The organism is Alteromonas sp. G5_S2_22_S1, from assembly GCF_054968525.1.
The window spans coordinates 28,056-44,015 of sequence record NZ_JBQKUJ010000024.1 but is presented as its reverse complement, the minus strand read 5'-3'; the positions used below and the strand labels follow the sequence as shown (position 1 = coordinate 44,015).

The following is a 15,960-nucleotide window of genomic DNA, read 5'->3' as shown; positions in this document are numbered from 1 at the left end:
GACTTACTTCAAGAGGGTTGCTGTTTTGCTTTTCCCCCGAAGCGGATGCGCATTTTAGGGAAATGAGCGCTCACGTCAACACTTATTTTAAAAAAGATGAAAAAAGTGAACTAACCGTCTATTTTTCATTCAAAAGTGATAATTAGTAGACAATATGGACTAATTACTAATAGGATGGGTGTTCAGATCCTATAAAGTAGTCGTTCTTAAAGTAGTATTTGATCCTGCCGTTATTATATTGAAACTTGATGTTGAAGGTTGCGTAAAGGAATACGTATGAGAATGCATATAAGCGTAAACGGCCTACGCTTTGTATTCTTCATAAATGTATTAATACTGGTTGTGTCAAAAATTGACTACGCAATAATTATAAAGGTGGGTTTATGTTACGAACTCTTTCATTGCTTTCAGCGGCAATGCTAGCCTCACAGGTTAGTCATGTGGCAATGGCACAAGACGCTTCTTCAAACGAAGTCGCTCAGCCAACCACTTCAGTAAGCATAGAATCATCCGCTGAAGCGTCTAATCGCTTTCAAACAGCCTTTTTGCGACGCCAGGTCGATCAAACCATGTCTGTAGGACGTGCCATTAGCTCTATCGCTGGTCACTATCCTCAGGAAATAGTGTCTATAGTTGACATTGCACTGGATACCTACCCAGATAAGTATCGAGAAATCATCTTTGCTGCAATATCAGCGCAACCTTCTTCTACCGAGGAAATTGTTCAGCTTGCAATAGAAAAAGAAGTCAGCAGCTGCCCCAACATTGTTCAGCTAGCTATTAAAGCAGAACCAACTTATGTCGATTTCGTTGTTCATGCAGCAGCGGTTTCAACCCCTAGGGAATTAGATGAGATAGTACGTGTTGCTGTTCTTACTCAACCTGATGCAGCAGACAGTATTGTTCAAACACTCTCGCAGGAGCACCCGAACAAAATTGTTGAGATTATGACAAGCGCGCTTAATGCCGTTCCTTTCGTTGGTGAGTACGTGGTAGATGCATTATTAGCGGTCTTCCCTAACGAAGCGCAAACGGTAGTGGAAACAGCCGTAAGAGAATCATCTCATCAACGTGAACAGGTAATACGTATATTAAGCACCGCACAACATGCGGGTGTTTCTCAAGATAAGTTAAAAGAATACGCGATGTCGGCAGGTTTATCAGAAGAAGACTTTCATAGTGCGGTTAGTAATTAGCCTTTATAGCGCTTTATCCATATAAACAAACGGCGTACTGATAGTTCAATGCGCCGTTTTTCTTTTTCGGCTTGTGTTGGTCTTGCAAACAACCGGTATTTATCACCTAAAACCCTGTTCGCTTTCTCTCGCTTTTATCTCTCGTTATTCTTTGTAGCTGTAATCTCTAGGCACTTGGCCGTTAACGCCTACTTATTAAATGAATAAAGCATAGCGGCTTCTTTATATAGCATCAGTTCTGCTTTTAACAAATCTACCCTGGCTTTGATCTCTTTCACCTTAGCTTTAATTTCGTTTTGAGCACGGGCATTTAAAACAAACATATCACTGTCGCCAGCATCGAAGCGCGTCTTCTCTACCTTAGATAAGGTTTTGGCTAATGCAGCGTTTTCGCTTTGCAGCGATACAATGTCTTTTGCCTGCCCCCAATACACCAGCGCTTGTTCAAAGCGTTGCGCTATTGCTTGCTCGGTAGACGCGAGTTTGTGCGCCAGCTCTCGTTGCTTTGACTGAAGCTGTGCACGTTCCGCTTTGGCCTTTCTGTTACCCAAGGGGTAAGAAAAAGACAACCCAACTTTTGTTTCTGTACCTTCAAGGGTTTGTGAACCCGCCCCCACATCTCTGGCGATTGAGGCGGTAAGGTCAAGTTTAGGTAACAACGCGTTGTCAGCAAGCGCCACTTTATTTTCTACCACCTGCTGCTCTAACTTCATAACATCCAGTTCGGGATGCTCGCGCAGCGCATTGCGCAGTGTGACAAGTTGACCGTTGCCCACCCAATATGGCCAGTTAATGTCTTTTGGTGGTTTATCGCTTTTGACCGCTTGCATGTCACCGCTTGGCGAACGCCAATAGTAAGACAGCATTTGCGCATGCATATCCCGCTTTTGTTTTAGTTCAGCCAAGGTTAAACGCTGCTGTAGCAAATTTGCTTTGAACTCGGTTAACACGATACTGGCTAAATCGCCTTTTTCTACCCGTGTAACCAAGGCTTTTTCACGTTCAGAAGCGGTATTAAGCAATTCGGTTACCGCGTCTATTTGCAGTGCGCTTTCATACCACGCGATATACTCACTTACCCCTTTGTATACAAAGTCATTAATTAGGCTGCTTGCTAATGCTTGCCATTGGGATGACGCTAGTCCCGCATTTCTTAGCGCGGTTCGGCGTTTGTCTATTTCGCGGTTTTGAAGCAATGACATGGCAATGCCAACACTTGCTTCTCCGCCAGATAGCGTATCGTAATATCCTTCGTAGCTAGGAAAATCACCACCTGCGATGCGGTACTCACCGAAAACCGAGGCATTGTAATCCTCTATGGGGTTAGTAAAGCGCTGAGTTAAATTGGTTCCATCGTAATAACCTGATACGCGGCTTTTCGTTTTCTGTTCTATAAAAGGGTCGAAACTGCTTCTGGCAATTTCAAGTTCAGCCGCGGCTTGGTAGTTACCTTCATTTATCGCAAGCACATAAGGGTGATAATTCACCATGCTTTCTATTAACCCTTCTATAGAAGGTGCCGGCTGTGTAGTTTGACTTTGCGCCAGTACCTTAGCACTGCTAACGCTGCCCAAAAGCGCGAGTGCCAATAATAACGAGATAAAGCTTCGCGCTACCATATTGATGCTCCAGAACCTTTACCACCGCTTGAAGGTGATTCTTGAGTTGGCAGCGGCGGGAAGTTATTCAGCTGTCGCCACATTTCGTAACCCAGGCGTACCTCTTCCAATAACACCCACGCTTTTACGCGGCTACCTAAACGGGCCGAACTTTCTGCCGGCCATGGAATATCTGACTCATCTGGGCGTATCCAAACGTTGAAGTCGCCCATGGCATTTGCCACTGGCTCAACGTAGACCACTTCACCACCAAAGGTGCCAATTGCGCTGCCGGGCCAGCCGCTAAACTGAAACACTGGCCAGCCTTCAAACTGCAAGCGCGCTTTAGCACCCGGCTTTACTAATGGTGCATCTAACCCTCTTACGGTAACACGCACGCTACGCTTCGCATCGGCAGGAATAAATTGGCCTAGGATGTCTCCTGATTTCACGAAAGTAGACACACCTCCAGATAATAAACGCACCACAGTGCCATCCACCGGCGCAAGCTTTGTTTGCGTAGATTGGCGAGACAAGATCATGCTGGCCTCGTTTATTTCAGAAACAGACGCTGCGGCTTTAGCACGTAGCTCCTGCACTTTAATTTCGGCTTGCTCTACTTCTTTGCGCGACACCAGCCCCTGCGCTTCAAGTGACTTCTGACGGGCTAAGTTGTTCTCAGCATTTCTTACCGCCGTTTCATTCGCTTGATTCTTTAGGTTGGCGGCAGATAGCTGAGACTGAAGCTTCTCAAGGCGCTGTGCATCAATATCAATAAGCGTAACGATAGGGTCGCCCGCCTTCACCTGCTGCCCTTCCCTTACATGCCACTGCTTAACCTGACCATCAACAAGCGCGTTTATAGGTTGGGTTCTGTCTTTCGGGTCGAGTGAATCCACCATGCCTGTGCCATAAGCGGTTTGGATCCAAGGCGTGAAGTACAGTATTAAGCCAGCAGCAAGCACTAAGAAAATAATCACGCCGGTGACTACCCGGTGTAGCTTTGGCACGTTCAAAGAAGGTAACGACGTAATGTTGTCTAAAAAGCGACGTTCTGCGTTATTCACTTATTCACCCTCCTTATTTGCGTTCTTGTTATCGCTTTGCACATCTAAACTCACTGGCGCTACCCCATTATTATACTCGCTAAGCATAGCGGTGGCGTTGTCATGCAGATGTATCACACCATCGAAGCATTCGGGTATTGGGATGTTTGAAAAGTACATTACCGTAAAATCGTACTTGGTTAAGCGGTTTAGAAGGCGCGCGCGAAGTTCAATAGGGATCGCATCAAAGTGTTGATTCAATATCAATAATTTAGGTTTGGCGATAATAGCAGCAGCCAGTTTAAGTAATAAGAACTCAAGCGGCTGCAATGGCGCGCCCAATACAGAGACTTTCGTTTTAAGGCCCTCTGGCAAGCCGTCAATTGTCTTGGTCATTTCCACTTCTTCAAGCGCTGCGCGAATATCGGCAATGGTGGCCTGTGGGTGAGCGAGCTTTAAGTAACGCTCTATCGACACTTCAATAATCAGCGAGCGATCTAAGATAGTCACCGCTTGCCTTAGCTCGTGGGTGTCGTAATCGTTAAGGCTTAATTCACCCAATAAAATATCGCCCGACTTAACCCTGTCGTACTGCTTCAATAAACCTACAAGCTGCTTTTGAACCCAGCTTTTATCTGTAGTCACAAAGTACTTAGTGCCAGGTTCGAATACCACATTTAATTGGCAGGTATCGTTACCGTGTTTAAGTTCGACGTCGTTAAATACCAGTTTTGATGATGCGGGTACATGTTCTGACGCATTAAGCTCTTCTTGCGGCATAGCTAAAGCTCCACCTAGCTTTTCGGCTGCTCCGTAAAGTTCGTAATAAAGCTTTAAGTATTGAGTGAAGCGAGATAAACCAAAGAATACGGCTGACATAACCAGCTCAGCGGCAACTAGCTGACCAATAGACAGTTCACCTTGTACCACCAGTACACCGCCAATACCCAATAAAGAAGCACTGGCTACGGCATACATTAATAAGAACATGACCACCTGCGAGAACGTGTAATGAAAATGGTTTTTATGCTTTTGCACATAGTCACTGATGTAACCTTCGGTACTACGCCCGGCGTACTCGACATGATCTGCCGACTTAAAGAACTCGTGAGCAATAGCAATATCGTGAAGCCACTTGGCCGACTCGTATTTCGCGTGAGATAACTCGATAGCAGTGCGCTTAGCGCCGCGGCCCCAAATTTTCCACACCGCATACATGGTAAGTAAAAGCACTACGTTAAACGCGAACAACGCCGGGTGGTAAAAGGATACCAGAGTGAAGCCCACCAGCATCTGCAATACCAAGGCAAAGCCGTCGATCATCAAAGACGGGATGTTCTTTTGAAATGTCATAATGTCGAAATAGCGCTGGGTTATGCTGACGTTTTGCCGCCCTTCAAAAAAGCTATGGGGCGCGAGAATAGTTTTAAGGCCGATGTCGGCAGTTAAACGCGCGTAAACCTTTCGTTCGTAAAACTCCATAACCCGCATGCGAAGCGCACTAAACACACCCGATATAAATAAGGTAAGAAACAAGACAACAGCTAGGATGACCACAGCTCGGGTTGAGCCTATGTTGGCGATACTGTTGATTAGGGTTTGCACTGCAATTGGCACTGCCAATGTCATTAAACTAATTGCAACACCGTAGGCAATAGCAACCCAGAAAAAGCCAGCCTCGGGTTTTAGTAGCGAAAAAAGCGTTTTTCGCGTTTTGCGTAAATTTATTGGTTTAGCCATAGTTATGTCTTCAATATACCGCTAGCTTAGAAAAGTGAGAAACGCGCTGTTCTTGATTGTGGGTAACAGCAACAATAATTAGTGTATTTCAATACTGAGTTAGAATAAATCTGTTATATTCTGAATACTTCATCGAAAATAATTGCGATTATAAATTATGGGGTCAGAGTACATTTCCTGCCCTTCTTCTATTTTGTAAAATTATGCATCACCTAAACTACCATCATTTATACTATTTTTATCTGGTCGCCCGCGAAGGCAGTATTGCTAAGGCAGCCAAGTTACTTCACGTTACTCCTCAAACGGTTAGCGGGCAACTTAGTACCTTCGAAAACCAGCTTGGCTATGCCCTATTCGACAGAATAAACAAGCGGCTATACCTTAACGCGAGAGGTAAAGTTACCTATCAGTATGCCAGTGAAATATTTCATAAAGGTAATCAACTGGCTGAAATACTTAACAATAGCGATGAAGTGAATACGAAAGAATTCGTAATAGGTATTACAAACGGTATTCCAAAAGTACTTTTTTACGATTTTGTTCACGACACCATGCGTCGGTTTTCTCATGTGAAGTATGTAATTAAAGAAGACAGCTTCGATGGATTACTGAAAGAACTGGCCATTAACGCTATCGACTTTATTGTTGCAGACCGCGGCATAGCGCCAGGTACGCAAATTAGCGCCAATAGCTTTTTCTTAGGTGAAAGCTCGTTGAGCTTTTTTGCGAAATCACCACTTAGTGAAGAACAAACCTTTCCTGATTGTTTAAATCAGATGCCGTTACTTATTCAAGGCAACACGTCGGGGATACGACAAGCATTAACCAGCTGGCTTGAAACCGAACAGCTTTACCCCAAAATTGTGGCCGAGTTCGATGATACCGCCTTATTGAAGCTATTTGGCAGCGAAGACTTTGGCGTGTTCTGCGCACCATCGGCTATTTCGAAACACGTTGAAGAGCAATATGGTGTGCATTGTATTGGCAACGCGAATACGCTCAACGAACGATACTACGCTATTACAGGTAAAAGCCGTGCTGACTATACGATTAGTGAGGCGATTGTTGCCTCAGCCAGGGGGATTCTAACGTGACGTGTGGGCTCTGGACGCCTGGATTAGGAGCCATAGAAATTGAGGGGCAGAGTATCAACACTGCCCCTGAGGTATCCCCACAATTTAAAGCATGCTTCTTCCCCGCCGGGTATGTGTAAGCGTGAGGCTTAATGGCAGGAGTTGAATTGGCGTGGATTTTATTTTGAATTTTGGGGTTTGGGAAGTTTTTTGTGAATGATCTTTGATGATTAAAGATACCGCAGCACTGACACGATAGGCATTTAGTTTGGCTCCTTGTCAGATTTTTGATCTACAAGCGTTAGATATAAATGAGTTGAGGACGTGATTGCAACTGTTGTTTTTTTGAACTACCATTATAGCTAAGTTTAGCTAAGCTCATTAGAGGTGTTGTATGCAGGCCAATATGCATGAGGCAAAAAGTAAGTTATCCCAACTTGTCGAACGGGCAGAGGCCGGTGAAGAAGTTGTTATCGCCAAGTCGGGAAAACCAGCAGTGAAACTAGTGCCTTTTAAAACAGAAAAAAAACGCATTTTTGGGCAATTCAAAGGCCAGGTTCATACGACTGAAGACTTCGACTCGAAAGAGGTTAATGAAGATATAGCAGATATGTTCGGTTTGTAATGAAAAGAATATTACTCGATACCCACGTTTTAATTTGGTGGATGAACGGAGATGAGCAATTAGGTCATAACGCTCAAAAGCATATCTCTAATACTGAAAACGCCATTTATATCAGCGCCGCGTCTGTTTGGGAAATGTCGATAAAACAGCAGCTGGGAAAACTCACGGTACCAGACGATATTGAGTCGCTTATCGAAGAGTTAGGTTTTAGCGCATTACCTATCAATTTATTTCACAGCCAGCAAGCAGGAAGGCTGCCAATGCACCACCGCGATCCATTTGACAGAATGCTGATCGCCCAAGCTCAAGCTGAAGGGCTGCAGATTTTAACGAAGGACGAACACTTTCCCGCTTACGGGGTTAGATTGATTAACGCTTTAAAGTGATGGTTGGGATTGTTGTGCTACACCGTTTTTATCTCTTGCATAACTCAGTATACTGACAACATAGATATTACTTTAAAATCAAGGAACGCTAATGAAGCCAGTTATTCTTGCAGGCGGTACTGGAAGCCGCTTATGGCCAAAGTCACGTGCTGCTTTACCTAAACAGTTTTTGTCACTTACTTCTGACAAAACCATGATTCAAGACACTGTGCAAAGGCTCGATGGAATCGAATCATTACCGCCATCTATAATTTGTAACGAAGAACACCGCTTTCTGGTTGCCGAGCAAATGCGACAAATCAACGTAGACAATAGCGATATACTGCTAGAGCCAGTTGGGCGAAATACAGCCCCAGCGATTGCTTTGGCAGCTTTTCAAGCTATGGAAGATGGTGGCGATCCCGTTCTTTTGGTTTTAGCCGCTGATCACTTGATTCAAGATAGCGAAACATTTCAATTGAAGATAAAGGAAGCCCAAGCGTTAGCTGAACAAGGTAAATTAGTTACATTTGGCATCGTTCCTACTCAACCCCATACAGGCTACGGATATATTAAAGCTGGGAGTAAACTAAATATCGGCTTCGATGTGAGTGAGTTTGTTGAAAAACCTGATATGCCTACCGCTACTAAATACGTTAACTCAGGCGAATACTTCTGGAATAGCGGCATGTTTATGTTTAAAGCTGGCGCTTTCTTAAAAGCACTTGAAGCCCATGCCCCAGAAATATACACAACGTGTAAAAAAGCTATTGAGAAAACAGAAAAAGATCTCGACTTTGTGCGTATAGATGAAGAAATCTTTGCTTCTTGCCCGAGTGATTCGATTGACTATGCCGTAATGGAAAAAACATCGGAAGCGGCAATGGTAACACTAGATGCCGGTTGGTCTGATGTAGGCAGCTGGTCTTCTTTATGGGAAACAGGTGACAAAGATGAAAACGGCAATGTAACTACTGGCGATACGCTATTAGAAGGTACCAAAAACAGCTACGTGAATGCAGAGCACAGTTTAGTTGCAGTTATTGGCTTGGAAGACGTTGTGGTAGTTGAAACCAAAGATGCTGTAATGGTGGCTAATAAAAAGAATGCCGAACACATCAAAACCGTTGTGAACCGTTTGAAGGCAGAAAAGCGCCCAGAATTTGAATTTCACCGTGAAGTGTTTAGGCCTTGGGGCAGTTACGATTCTATAGACAATGGCGGTCGTTTTAAAGTTAAGCGTATCACCGTAAAGCCTGGCGAAAAACTGTCTGTTCAAATGCATCACCACAGAGCGGAACACTGGGTAGTTGTATCAGGTACAGCTAACGTAACTATTGGTGATGAAACGCAAATGCTGACAGAAAACGAATCTGTTTATATTCCTATTGGTGCCGTTCACGCACTAGAAAACCCGGGTAAAATTCCACTGGAATTAATCGAGGTACAATCGGGTGCCTATCTTGGAGAGGACGACATTGTTCGTTTCTCAGATAGATATGGACGGTCAGATAAATAGTATCAATCGGTAGGTAAGAGAAAGGGTCAGTTTGTAAAATAACCCCAGTAAGTGGATAGTCCAACTATTGGGGGGCACTTCAAAACTTGGCCCTTTTTAGCTTATAGGGTCAGAGTTTTTACTCTGACCCCACAATTTTTAGTTAATCGGCGTTGAACAAGTCGCGGCTATATACTTTTTCAAGTACGTCTTCGATATCGCCCGTTACACGGTTGGCGACGATAACATCAGAGATTTTCTTAAACTCTTCTAAATCGTTTACTACACGTGAATTAAAGAAGTCATCTTCTTTAAGTACTGGCTCGTATACTACCACTTCGATACCTTTCGCTTTAATGCGCTTCATGATGCCCTGAATTGCACTGGCGCGGAAGTTGTCAGAACCAGTCTTCATGATAAGGCGGTAGATACCAACAATCTTTGGGCCACGGCTTACAATTGAATCGGCAATAAAGTCTTTACGGGTACGGTTAGCATCTACAATAGCCTGAATCATGTTGTTAGGCACTTCACTGTAGTTAGCCAACAATTGTTTAGTATCTTTTGGTAGGCAGTAACCACCGTAACCAAAGCTTGGGTTGTTGTAATGCTTACCAATTCGAGGGTCTAAGCCAACACCTTCAATAATTTGTTTGGTGTCTAAGCCGTTTCGTTCTGCATAGCTATCTAACTCGTTGAAGTAGGCAACTCGCATTGCTAAATAAGTATTAGCGAAAAGCTTTATTGCTTCAGCTTCAGTGCTGTCAGTGAACAACACGTCAATTTCTTCTTTGATTGCACCTTGTTGAAGTAGCTTAGCAAAAATTTCAGCGCGTTCGCTTTGCTCGCCCACAATAATACGGCTAGGATAAAGGTTATCGTAAAGCGCTTTACCTTCACGTAGGAACTCTGGCGAGAAGATAATGTTGTCAGAACCGAAACGTGCTTTTGCGTCTTTAGTAAACCCTACCGGCACAGTTGATTTTACGATCATTACAGCATCAGGGTTAATTTCCATTACCGTTTTGATAACCGCTTCTACGCTACCTGTATTGAAGTAGTTAGTCTGTGGGTCGTAATCCGTTGGCGTTGCAATAACCACATAATCGGCATCTTTATATGCTACCTGTGCATCTAACGTAGCTTCAAGATTAAGCTCTTTAGTCGTTAGGTACTCAGAAATCTCTTTGTCTTCAATTGGAGACTTTTTGTTATTCAGCATCTCGACCTTTTCAGGTACCAAGTCGACCGCTTTCACTTCATTGTGTTGTGCAAGTAGCACTGCATTTGAAAGCCCTACATAGCCTGTGCCTGCTACAGCTATTTTGAGCTTCTGCATAGTACTATCCATTTAAATATTCTCCAGTTTTGTACAAATAATTTTCGAAAACTACACTAGTAATATTGCATAGTAATTTTAAACAATGATGAACGCTTCGGCTAACTCGCCTTTTTAAGTAGCGTATCAAACCTATGTTTTATGCACTATGCATCAATTATGCCTTCTACCTATACTTTTCAATTCAACTGCACTCTTTATTGAAAAGTTCTCACGCTTAAGTGTTAAATTCGGACTGTAAGCAGGATCATCTTTTATGAACGCATCCCACGTTGTTTGCAAATACGATAACTCGCGATTAAAACGGGCCGCTTTTTCAGGTGAAATATCTAAGCCTCTACTGACCGATTCATGATGGAAAAGCTCTGCTTCTGCACAGTAAATATTATTAACGCCTAAGCCTTTAACCTTCAAACAAAAATCTACATCGTTAAAGGCAACAGAAAGGTCTTTTTCATTCAAACCGTTTACGGCATCAAAATGCGCGCGTTTAACTAATAAACACGCTGCGGTTACCGCACTGTAGTTGCTTGTAGCAACGATCCTGTTTAAGTAACCAGTATGAAAGCGAGGAAAGTTCTTATGAGCATGGCCAGCGCCACCACCGTAGCCTAAAACAACGCCAGCGTGTTGTATCCGTGTATCAGAATAAAGCAGCTTTGCACCAACACAGCCAACATCTTTGCGCTCTACGTGGCCAACCATATAAGTAAGCCAATCAGGCGATATAACCTCGATATCGTTATTAACTAACCCAAGGATGGAGCCTTTTGCATGTTCAACACCGAAATTATTAATTGCCGAATAATTAAATGGCGCCGGGTAACGAATAACCCTTACTTTTTCCAATGTGTCTAGATAACTAAAATACTCAATACTTTCCTGTTCATCAGAGCCATTATCAATAAGCAATATCTCGTAATTTTTATATGTTGTTTTTTCTAGAATTGATTCAATACAAGCTTTAACCAGTGCTTTCCCATTTTTCGTGGGAATGATTAAGCTCACCAGTGGATTTGTATTGGGCCAGCAAAGTCGATTTACGTTAAACTTTTCATCCAATTCGACTGTAGCTTTTGAATGTCTTTCTATCACCATCTTCACACGTTCCAGCGATTTTGCTTCATTATTTTCTGTGACTGATAGATGCACCAAAGGTAACGGCATATGATTAACCACTAAGTCATCGATGGATAAGGAAAGCTCAGTAATTACTTCAGCAATCGTTGTTTGATTAGAAATATGTAGCGACTTTAACCGCGAAGTTTTGATCATTACCCCGCTATTGATATATCCCGTAGAATATTGAAGCTCAGGGTTCCAACTTGGTAAGAACCTTGGTGACGTTTTAGTCCCAGTACTGCTAAGTTCGTCAGTATCACAATAGACTAAATCATTACCTTTTAACGCTTCAACAAGATGGTAAATAGCAGTGCTTTCTAATAGGTCACCACCATTTAGCAACAATGTAGGTAACCTGTCGTCTAACAGTGAGATTTTCCTTTCTATTGCAACCACCGCCAATTCGCCCGTTATTATGCAAGTTTTCACACCAAGGGTTTTAATATTTCCCTCTGTCACGCCCTGGTTGTCGGTGCCAAATATTACTGCTTGCCACTCGCCAATATTAGTTATCGAATTTGAGAAAGCAGATTCGTTCATTTCAAGCCAGTGATTATATAGCGCCTGCGTTTGCTTAGGTGTTGGTGCATCAAAAAATAGCCCAGATTTTCTTACCGACCTTATATACAAACCCGTTAAGCGTTCGTTTTGTTTGAACTTGTTTTTTAAATTTTTAGGAATAAGTTGAAGGGCGGCACGCACTGACCGCATAGCAATTTTTTTCATGTAGACAATTTAGGGCCTTAAAAATAAAGAAAGCCGCTATATATGAAAGCGGCTTTCTAGTCTAACACTTGTAGATTTGCATGGGTATCAGCTTCCTGTACCCAAGCGCTCACCTTGATAACTTCCATCAAGAACCGCTTTCCACCAGGCTTCATTCGCTAAATACCACTCTACGGTTTTACGAATACCGCTTTCGAAGGTTTCTTGTGGCTTCCATCCTAGCTCACGCTCTATTTTACTTGCGTCAATAGCGTAGCGCATGTCGTGGCCTGGGCGGTCTTGAACGTAAGTGATCTGCTCGGCGTATTTGCTTTCTTTCGGCTTAACTTCATCCAAAATAGTGCAAATAGTTTGCACCACTTCAATGTTCTGCTTTTCGTTATGACCACCAATGTTATAGGTTTCACCAATTTCACCGTTTAGCGCAACCACCACCAATGCACGAGCGTGGTCTTCAACATACAACCAGTCACGAATTTGGTTACCTTTGCCATATACAGGCAGCGGCTTGCCCGCTAGCGCATTTAAAATAACTAACGGTATTAGCTTTTCAGGGAAATGATACGGCCCATAGTTATTTGAGCAATTAGTTACTAATGTTGGTAGCTTATAGGTACGCAGCCACGAACGTACTAGCTGATCAGAACTTGCTTTACTCGCTGAATAAGGGGAACTTGGTGCATACGGGGTAGTTTCCGTAAACAATGGAAGCTCTGTGCCTGGCTCAACTTCATCAGGGTGAGGAAGGTCGCCGTATACTTCATCAGTAGAAATATGGTGGAACTTAAACCCTGCTTTTTTAACGCCCTCAAGCTCAGACCAATACGCTCTTGCTTGCTCAAGTAAAGTGTATGTACCTACCACGTTGGTTTGAATAAACTCACCTGGCCCGTCAATTGAACGGTCTACATGAGATTCAGCCGCCAAGTGCATTATAATATCTGGCTGGTGCGTGTTGAAAACACGCTTTACTTCTTCAGCATCACAAATATCAACTTGTTCAAAGCTATAGCGGTCGCTGCTTGAAACTGACGTTAACGATTCTAAGTTACCGGCATAGGTCAACTTATCTAAATTTACTACCGTGTGATCAGTATCATTTATAAGATGGCGTACCACGGCAGAACCAATAAAGCCTGCACCACCTGTTACTAAAATTGTTTTGCTCATTTTCTTTTTACCAAAAATATAATTCTGTTTTTGCCGATTAGGCTTTCAATTCGTCTAGCATGCTGGCCAACTGCTTACGCCAGTGAGTAGGCTTGCACGACGCAAATGTTTCACGCGCTGTTTGCTTATCTAGCACACTGTAATGAGGGCGCTTCGCTGGCGTTGGGTACTGGCTAGATGGAATCGGTAATACTGGAATTGATTTATCTAGCAGCCCTTTTTCAATTCCTAGCTCTTGAATAGCTAAAGCAAAGTCGTACCAGCTTGCTACGCCTTCATCAGTCCAGTGATACACGCCGCTGGTTTTATTCTCAGCGGCAGAAACACAAGCTTCAGCCAAACCTTTCGCCCATGTGGGTGTACCAATTTGATCGTCTATCACAGTAAGTTGTGGTTTATCAGCCATTAAACGCAGCATAGTTTTCACAAAGTTATTACCATGCGACGAGTAAACCCAAGCAGTACGAATTAGGCAGCTGGCATCTGGCAGTATTTCAAGCAGTGCTTTTTCGCCCTCTGCTTTTGACTTGCCATAAGCACCCTGTGGTTCAATAGGGTCGTCAGTTAAGTAAGGCGAACCTTTATGACCGTTAAACACATAATCGGTAGACACATGCACCATAAAAGCACCGTTTGCTTTACAGAACTTTGCTAAATTCTGGACAGCTAACGCATTGATGGCATTACACGCTTCAGTATCTTCTTCAGCTTTATCTACAGCGGTGTACGCTGACGCATTTATTAAAACATCTGCTGATAACGGCGATAGTTTTTCTTCAACATTAGAGGCGTTCGTAATATCAATATCATCGCGCCCTAAAAACGTTACTTGGTGATCGCTATTTTCTAGTTCACGAGAAAGCTCAAACGCTAGCTGCCCAGACTTACCTATAATTACAATATTCATTAATCGCTAGTACTCTATAAAAAGCCAGTAAATAACCGATAACAATTAAAACGTAGGTGCGTCTACAAATGCCAAGCCCGCCTCATCTTTACCTGATAAAGAAGGCTTCTCACCATTTACTAATGGCCAGTCGATATTTAACGTTGGGTCGTCGTACTTAACTGATATTTCAGATTCCGGGTGGTAATAGTCTGTACACTTATACACGAACTCAGCTGATTCGCTGGTTACGTAGAAACCGTGAGCAAAGCCCGCAGGTACCCATAACTGACGTTTATTCTCAGCTGATAACGTCACCCCAACCCACTTACCGTAAGTAGGTGAGTCTTTACGCATATCTACGGCTACGTCGTACACTTCGCCGCTAACTACACGCACCAATTTGCCTTGGGTTTGCTCCATTTGATAATGAAGGCCGCGAAGAATACCTTGGCTAGATTTAGAGTGGTTATCTTGAACAAAATCCACATTCGCACATTCTTTCTTAAACCAGTCGGTGCGAAAGGTTTCTAGAAAAAAACCGCGCTCGTCGCCAAATACTTTTGGTTCTATAATTTTAACGTCAGGGATGTTTGTTTTAATTACTTGCATTTACTTTCCGTACGAATTTGCATATGAACATGAAAAAGGTGGCATGGCCACCTTTTGTAAACTGGAGTGAGGTTAAACTTTTACCTTGTCTTTAAGCACTTTCAGCAGGTAATCACCATAGCCGCTTTTCTTAAGTGGTGCCGCCAGCTTTTCTAACTGCTCGGCGTCGATATAACCCATTCTATAAGCAACTTCTTCAGGGCAGCACACTTTTAAGCCCTGACGTTTTTCTATAGCCGCCACGAAATTTGCAGCATCTAGTAACGAATCAAGCGTACCTGTATCCAACCACGCTGAACCTCGGCCCATCAACTCTACTTTAAGTGAACCATCCTTAAGGTAAAGGTTGTTCAAGTCGGTAATTTCAAGTTCACCACGAGGCGACGGCTTCACTTCTCTAGCGAAGTCCACTACACGGTTGTCGTAATAGTAAAGACCCGTTACCGCATAGTTAGATTTTGGTACAGCGGGCTTTTCTTCAATAGAAAGCGCGTTCCAGTCATCATCAAACTCTACTACACCATAGCGCTCAGGATCGTTAACGTGATAACCAAATACTGTAGCGCCGTGCTCTTGGCTATACGCACTTTGAAGAGAGCGCTTTAGATCATGTCCATAATAGATGTTATCACCGAGAATAAGTGTGCTGCTGTCGTTACCGATAAAGCTTTCGCCTATTAGAAATGCTTGTGCTAAACCATCTGGCGATGGCTGAGCTGCATATTGAACGTTTATTCCCAGCTCACTGCCGTCGCCGATTAACTCAATGAAACGGCGCTGCTCTTCAGGTGTTGTGATAATCAAAATATCTCTGATTCCCGACATCATAAGAGTAGCTAGCGGATAAAATATCATGGGTTTATCGTAAACCGGCATCAGTTGTTTACTTACCACTCTCGTCAATGGATGTAAACGCGTGCCAGATCCACCTGCCAAAATTATACCCTTCCGGTTCATAGTTTTT

General features: G+C 43.3%; 14 protein-coding genes. 5 read left to right on the top strand and 9 right to left on the bottom strand.

Annotated elements, in window-relative coordinates; translation table 11 throughout:
• The first annotated feature begins 383 nt into the window (after nt 1–383).
• Nucleotides 384–1,196, top strand: coding sequence for a hypothetical protein (locus tag ACTRWF_RS18435; RefSeq protein ID WP_462836009.1), 813 nt, complete (start codon nt 384–386; stop codon nt 1,194–1,196).
• A 188-nt stretch (nt 1,197–1,384) separates the two neighbouring features.
• Here ACTRWF_RS18435 and ACTRWF_RS18430 read toward each other — a convergent pair whose 3' ends face one another.
• The 3 genes from ACTRWF_RS18430 to ACTRWF_RS18420 are packed head-to-tail and all read right to left on the bottom strand — an operon-like array spanning nt 1,385 to nt 5,580.
• On the bottom strand, nt 1,385–2,815 hold the full coding sequence (locus tag ACTRWF_RS18430; protein ID WP_462836008.1) for a TolC family protein: 1,431 nt from the start codon (nt 2,813–2,815) through the stop codon (nt 1,385–1,387).
• Nucleotides 2,809–3,861 (bottom strand): HlyD family secretion protein, encoded by a 1,053-nt coding sequence (locus ACTRWF_RS18425; protein ID WP_014980406.1) that lies wholly within the window; start codon nt 3,859–3,861, stop codon nt 2,809–2,811. The genes ACTRWF_RS18430 and ACTRWF_RS18425 overlap by 7 nt, the downstream gene beginning before the upstream one ends.
• Complete coding sequence (locus ACTRWF_RS18420; RefSeq protein ID WP_462836007.1) at nt 3,862–5,580, bottom strand: ABC transporter transmembrane domain-containing protein; 1,719 nt, start codon at nt 5,578–5,580, stop codon at nt 3,862–3,864. It lies immediately after the preceding gene.
• Nucleotides 5,581–5,783: 203 nt separating this feature from the next.
• Here ACTRWF_RS18420 and ACTRWF_RS18415 point away from each other — a divergent pair, with 203 nt between their 5' ends.
• The 4 genes from ACTRWF_RS18415 (at nt 5,784) to ACTRWF_RS18400 (ending at nt 9,162) form a co-directional block, all read left to right on the top strand.
• On the top strand, nt 5,784–6,674 hold the full coding sequence (locus ACTRWF_RS18415; protein WP_348681489.1) for a LysR family transcriptional regulator: 891 nt from the start codon (nt 5,784–5,786) through the stop codon (nt 6,672–6,674).
• A 373-nt stretch (nt 6,675–7,047) separates the two neighbouring features.
• Nucleotides 7,048–7,278 carry a type II toxin-antitoxin system Phd/YefM family antitoxin gene (locus ACTRWF_RS18410; protein ID WP_014980409.1) on the top strand — a complete coding sequence of 77 codons (231 nt, stop codon included), beginning with the start codon at nt 7,048–7,050 and terminating at the stop codon, nt 7,276–7,278.
• Entirely contained in the window at nt 7,278–7,664 is a 387-nt protein-coding gene (locus ACTRWF_RS18405) for a type II toxin-antitoxin system VapC family toxin (RefSeq protein WP_014980410.1), read from the top strand. Before ACTRWF_RS18410 ends, ACTRWF_RS18405 begins: the two co-directional genes overlap by 1 nt.
• A gap of 91 nt (nt 7,665–7,755) precedes the next feature.
• A complete protein-coding gene (locus ACTRWF_RS18400; protein ID WP_020744367.1) occupies nt 7,756–9,162 on the top strand; it encodes a mannose-1-phosphate guanylyltransferase/mannose-6-phosphate isomerase in 1,407 nt (468 codons plus the stop codon).
• A gap of 142 nt (nt 9,163–9,304) precedes the next feature.
• Here the strand turns inward: ACTRWF_RS18400 and ACTRWF_RS18395 are convergent, their stop codons facing one another.
• From ACTRWF_RS18395 to rfbA, 6 genes are all read right to left on the bottom strand, one after another.
• Nucleotides 9,305–10,492 carry a nucleotide sugar dehydrogenase gene (locus tag ACTRWF_RS18395; protein WP_462836006.1) on the bottom strand — a complete coding sequence of 396 codons (1,188 nt, stop codon included), beginning with the start codon at nt 10,490–10,492 and terminating at the stop codon, nt 9,305–9,307.
• 141 nt (nt 10,493–10,633) lie between these two features.
• Nucleotides 10,634–12,328: a glycosyltransferase gene (locus ACTRWF_RS18390; protein ID WP_462836005.1), complete on the bottom strand. Its 1,695-nt coding sequence runs from the start codon at nt 12,326–12,328 to the stop codon at nt 10,634–10,636.
• A gap of 87 nt (nt 12,329–12,415) precedes the next feature.
• Nucleotides 12,416–13,498, bottom strand: a complete 1,083-nt coding sequence (gene rfbB / locus ACTRWF_RS18385) for a dTDP-glucose 4,6-dehydratase (protein ID WP_462836004.1) — start codon at nt 13,496–13,498, stop codon at nt 12,416–12,418.
• 37 nt (nt 13,499–13,535) lie between these two features.
• Entirely contained in the window at nt 13,536–14,405 is an 870-nt protein-coding gene (gene rfbD, locus ACTRWF_RS18380; protein WP_462836003.1) for a dTDP-4-dehydrorhamnose reductase, read from the bottom strand.
• A gap of 45 nt (nt 14,406–14,450) precedes the next feature.
• Nucleotides 14,451–14,996, bottom strand: a complete 546-nt coding sequence (rfbC, locus tag ACTRWF_RS18375) for a dTDP-4-dehydrorhamnose 3,5-epimerase (RefSeq protein WP_462836002.1) — start codon at nt 14,994–14,996, stop codon at nt 14,451–14,453.
• A 72-nt stretch (nt 14,997–15,068) separates the two neighbouring features.
• Nucleotides 15,069–15,953 carry a glucose-1-phosphate thymidylyltransferase RfbA gene (gene rfbA, locus ACTRWF_RS18370; RefSeq protein ID WP_150140248.1) on the bottom strand — a complete coding sequence of 295 codons (885 nt, stop codon included), beginning with the start codon at nt 15,951–15,953 and terminating at the stop codon, nt 15,069–15,071.
• Nucleotides 15,954–15,960 lie beyond the last annotated feature (7 nt).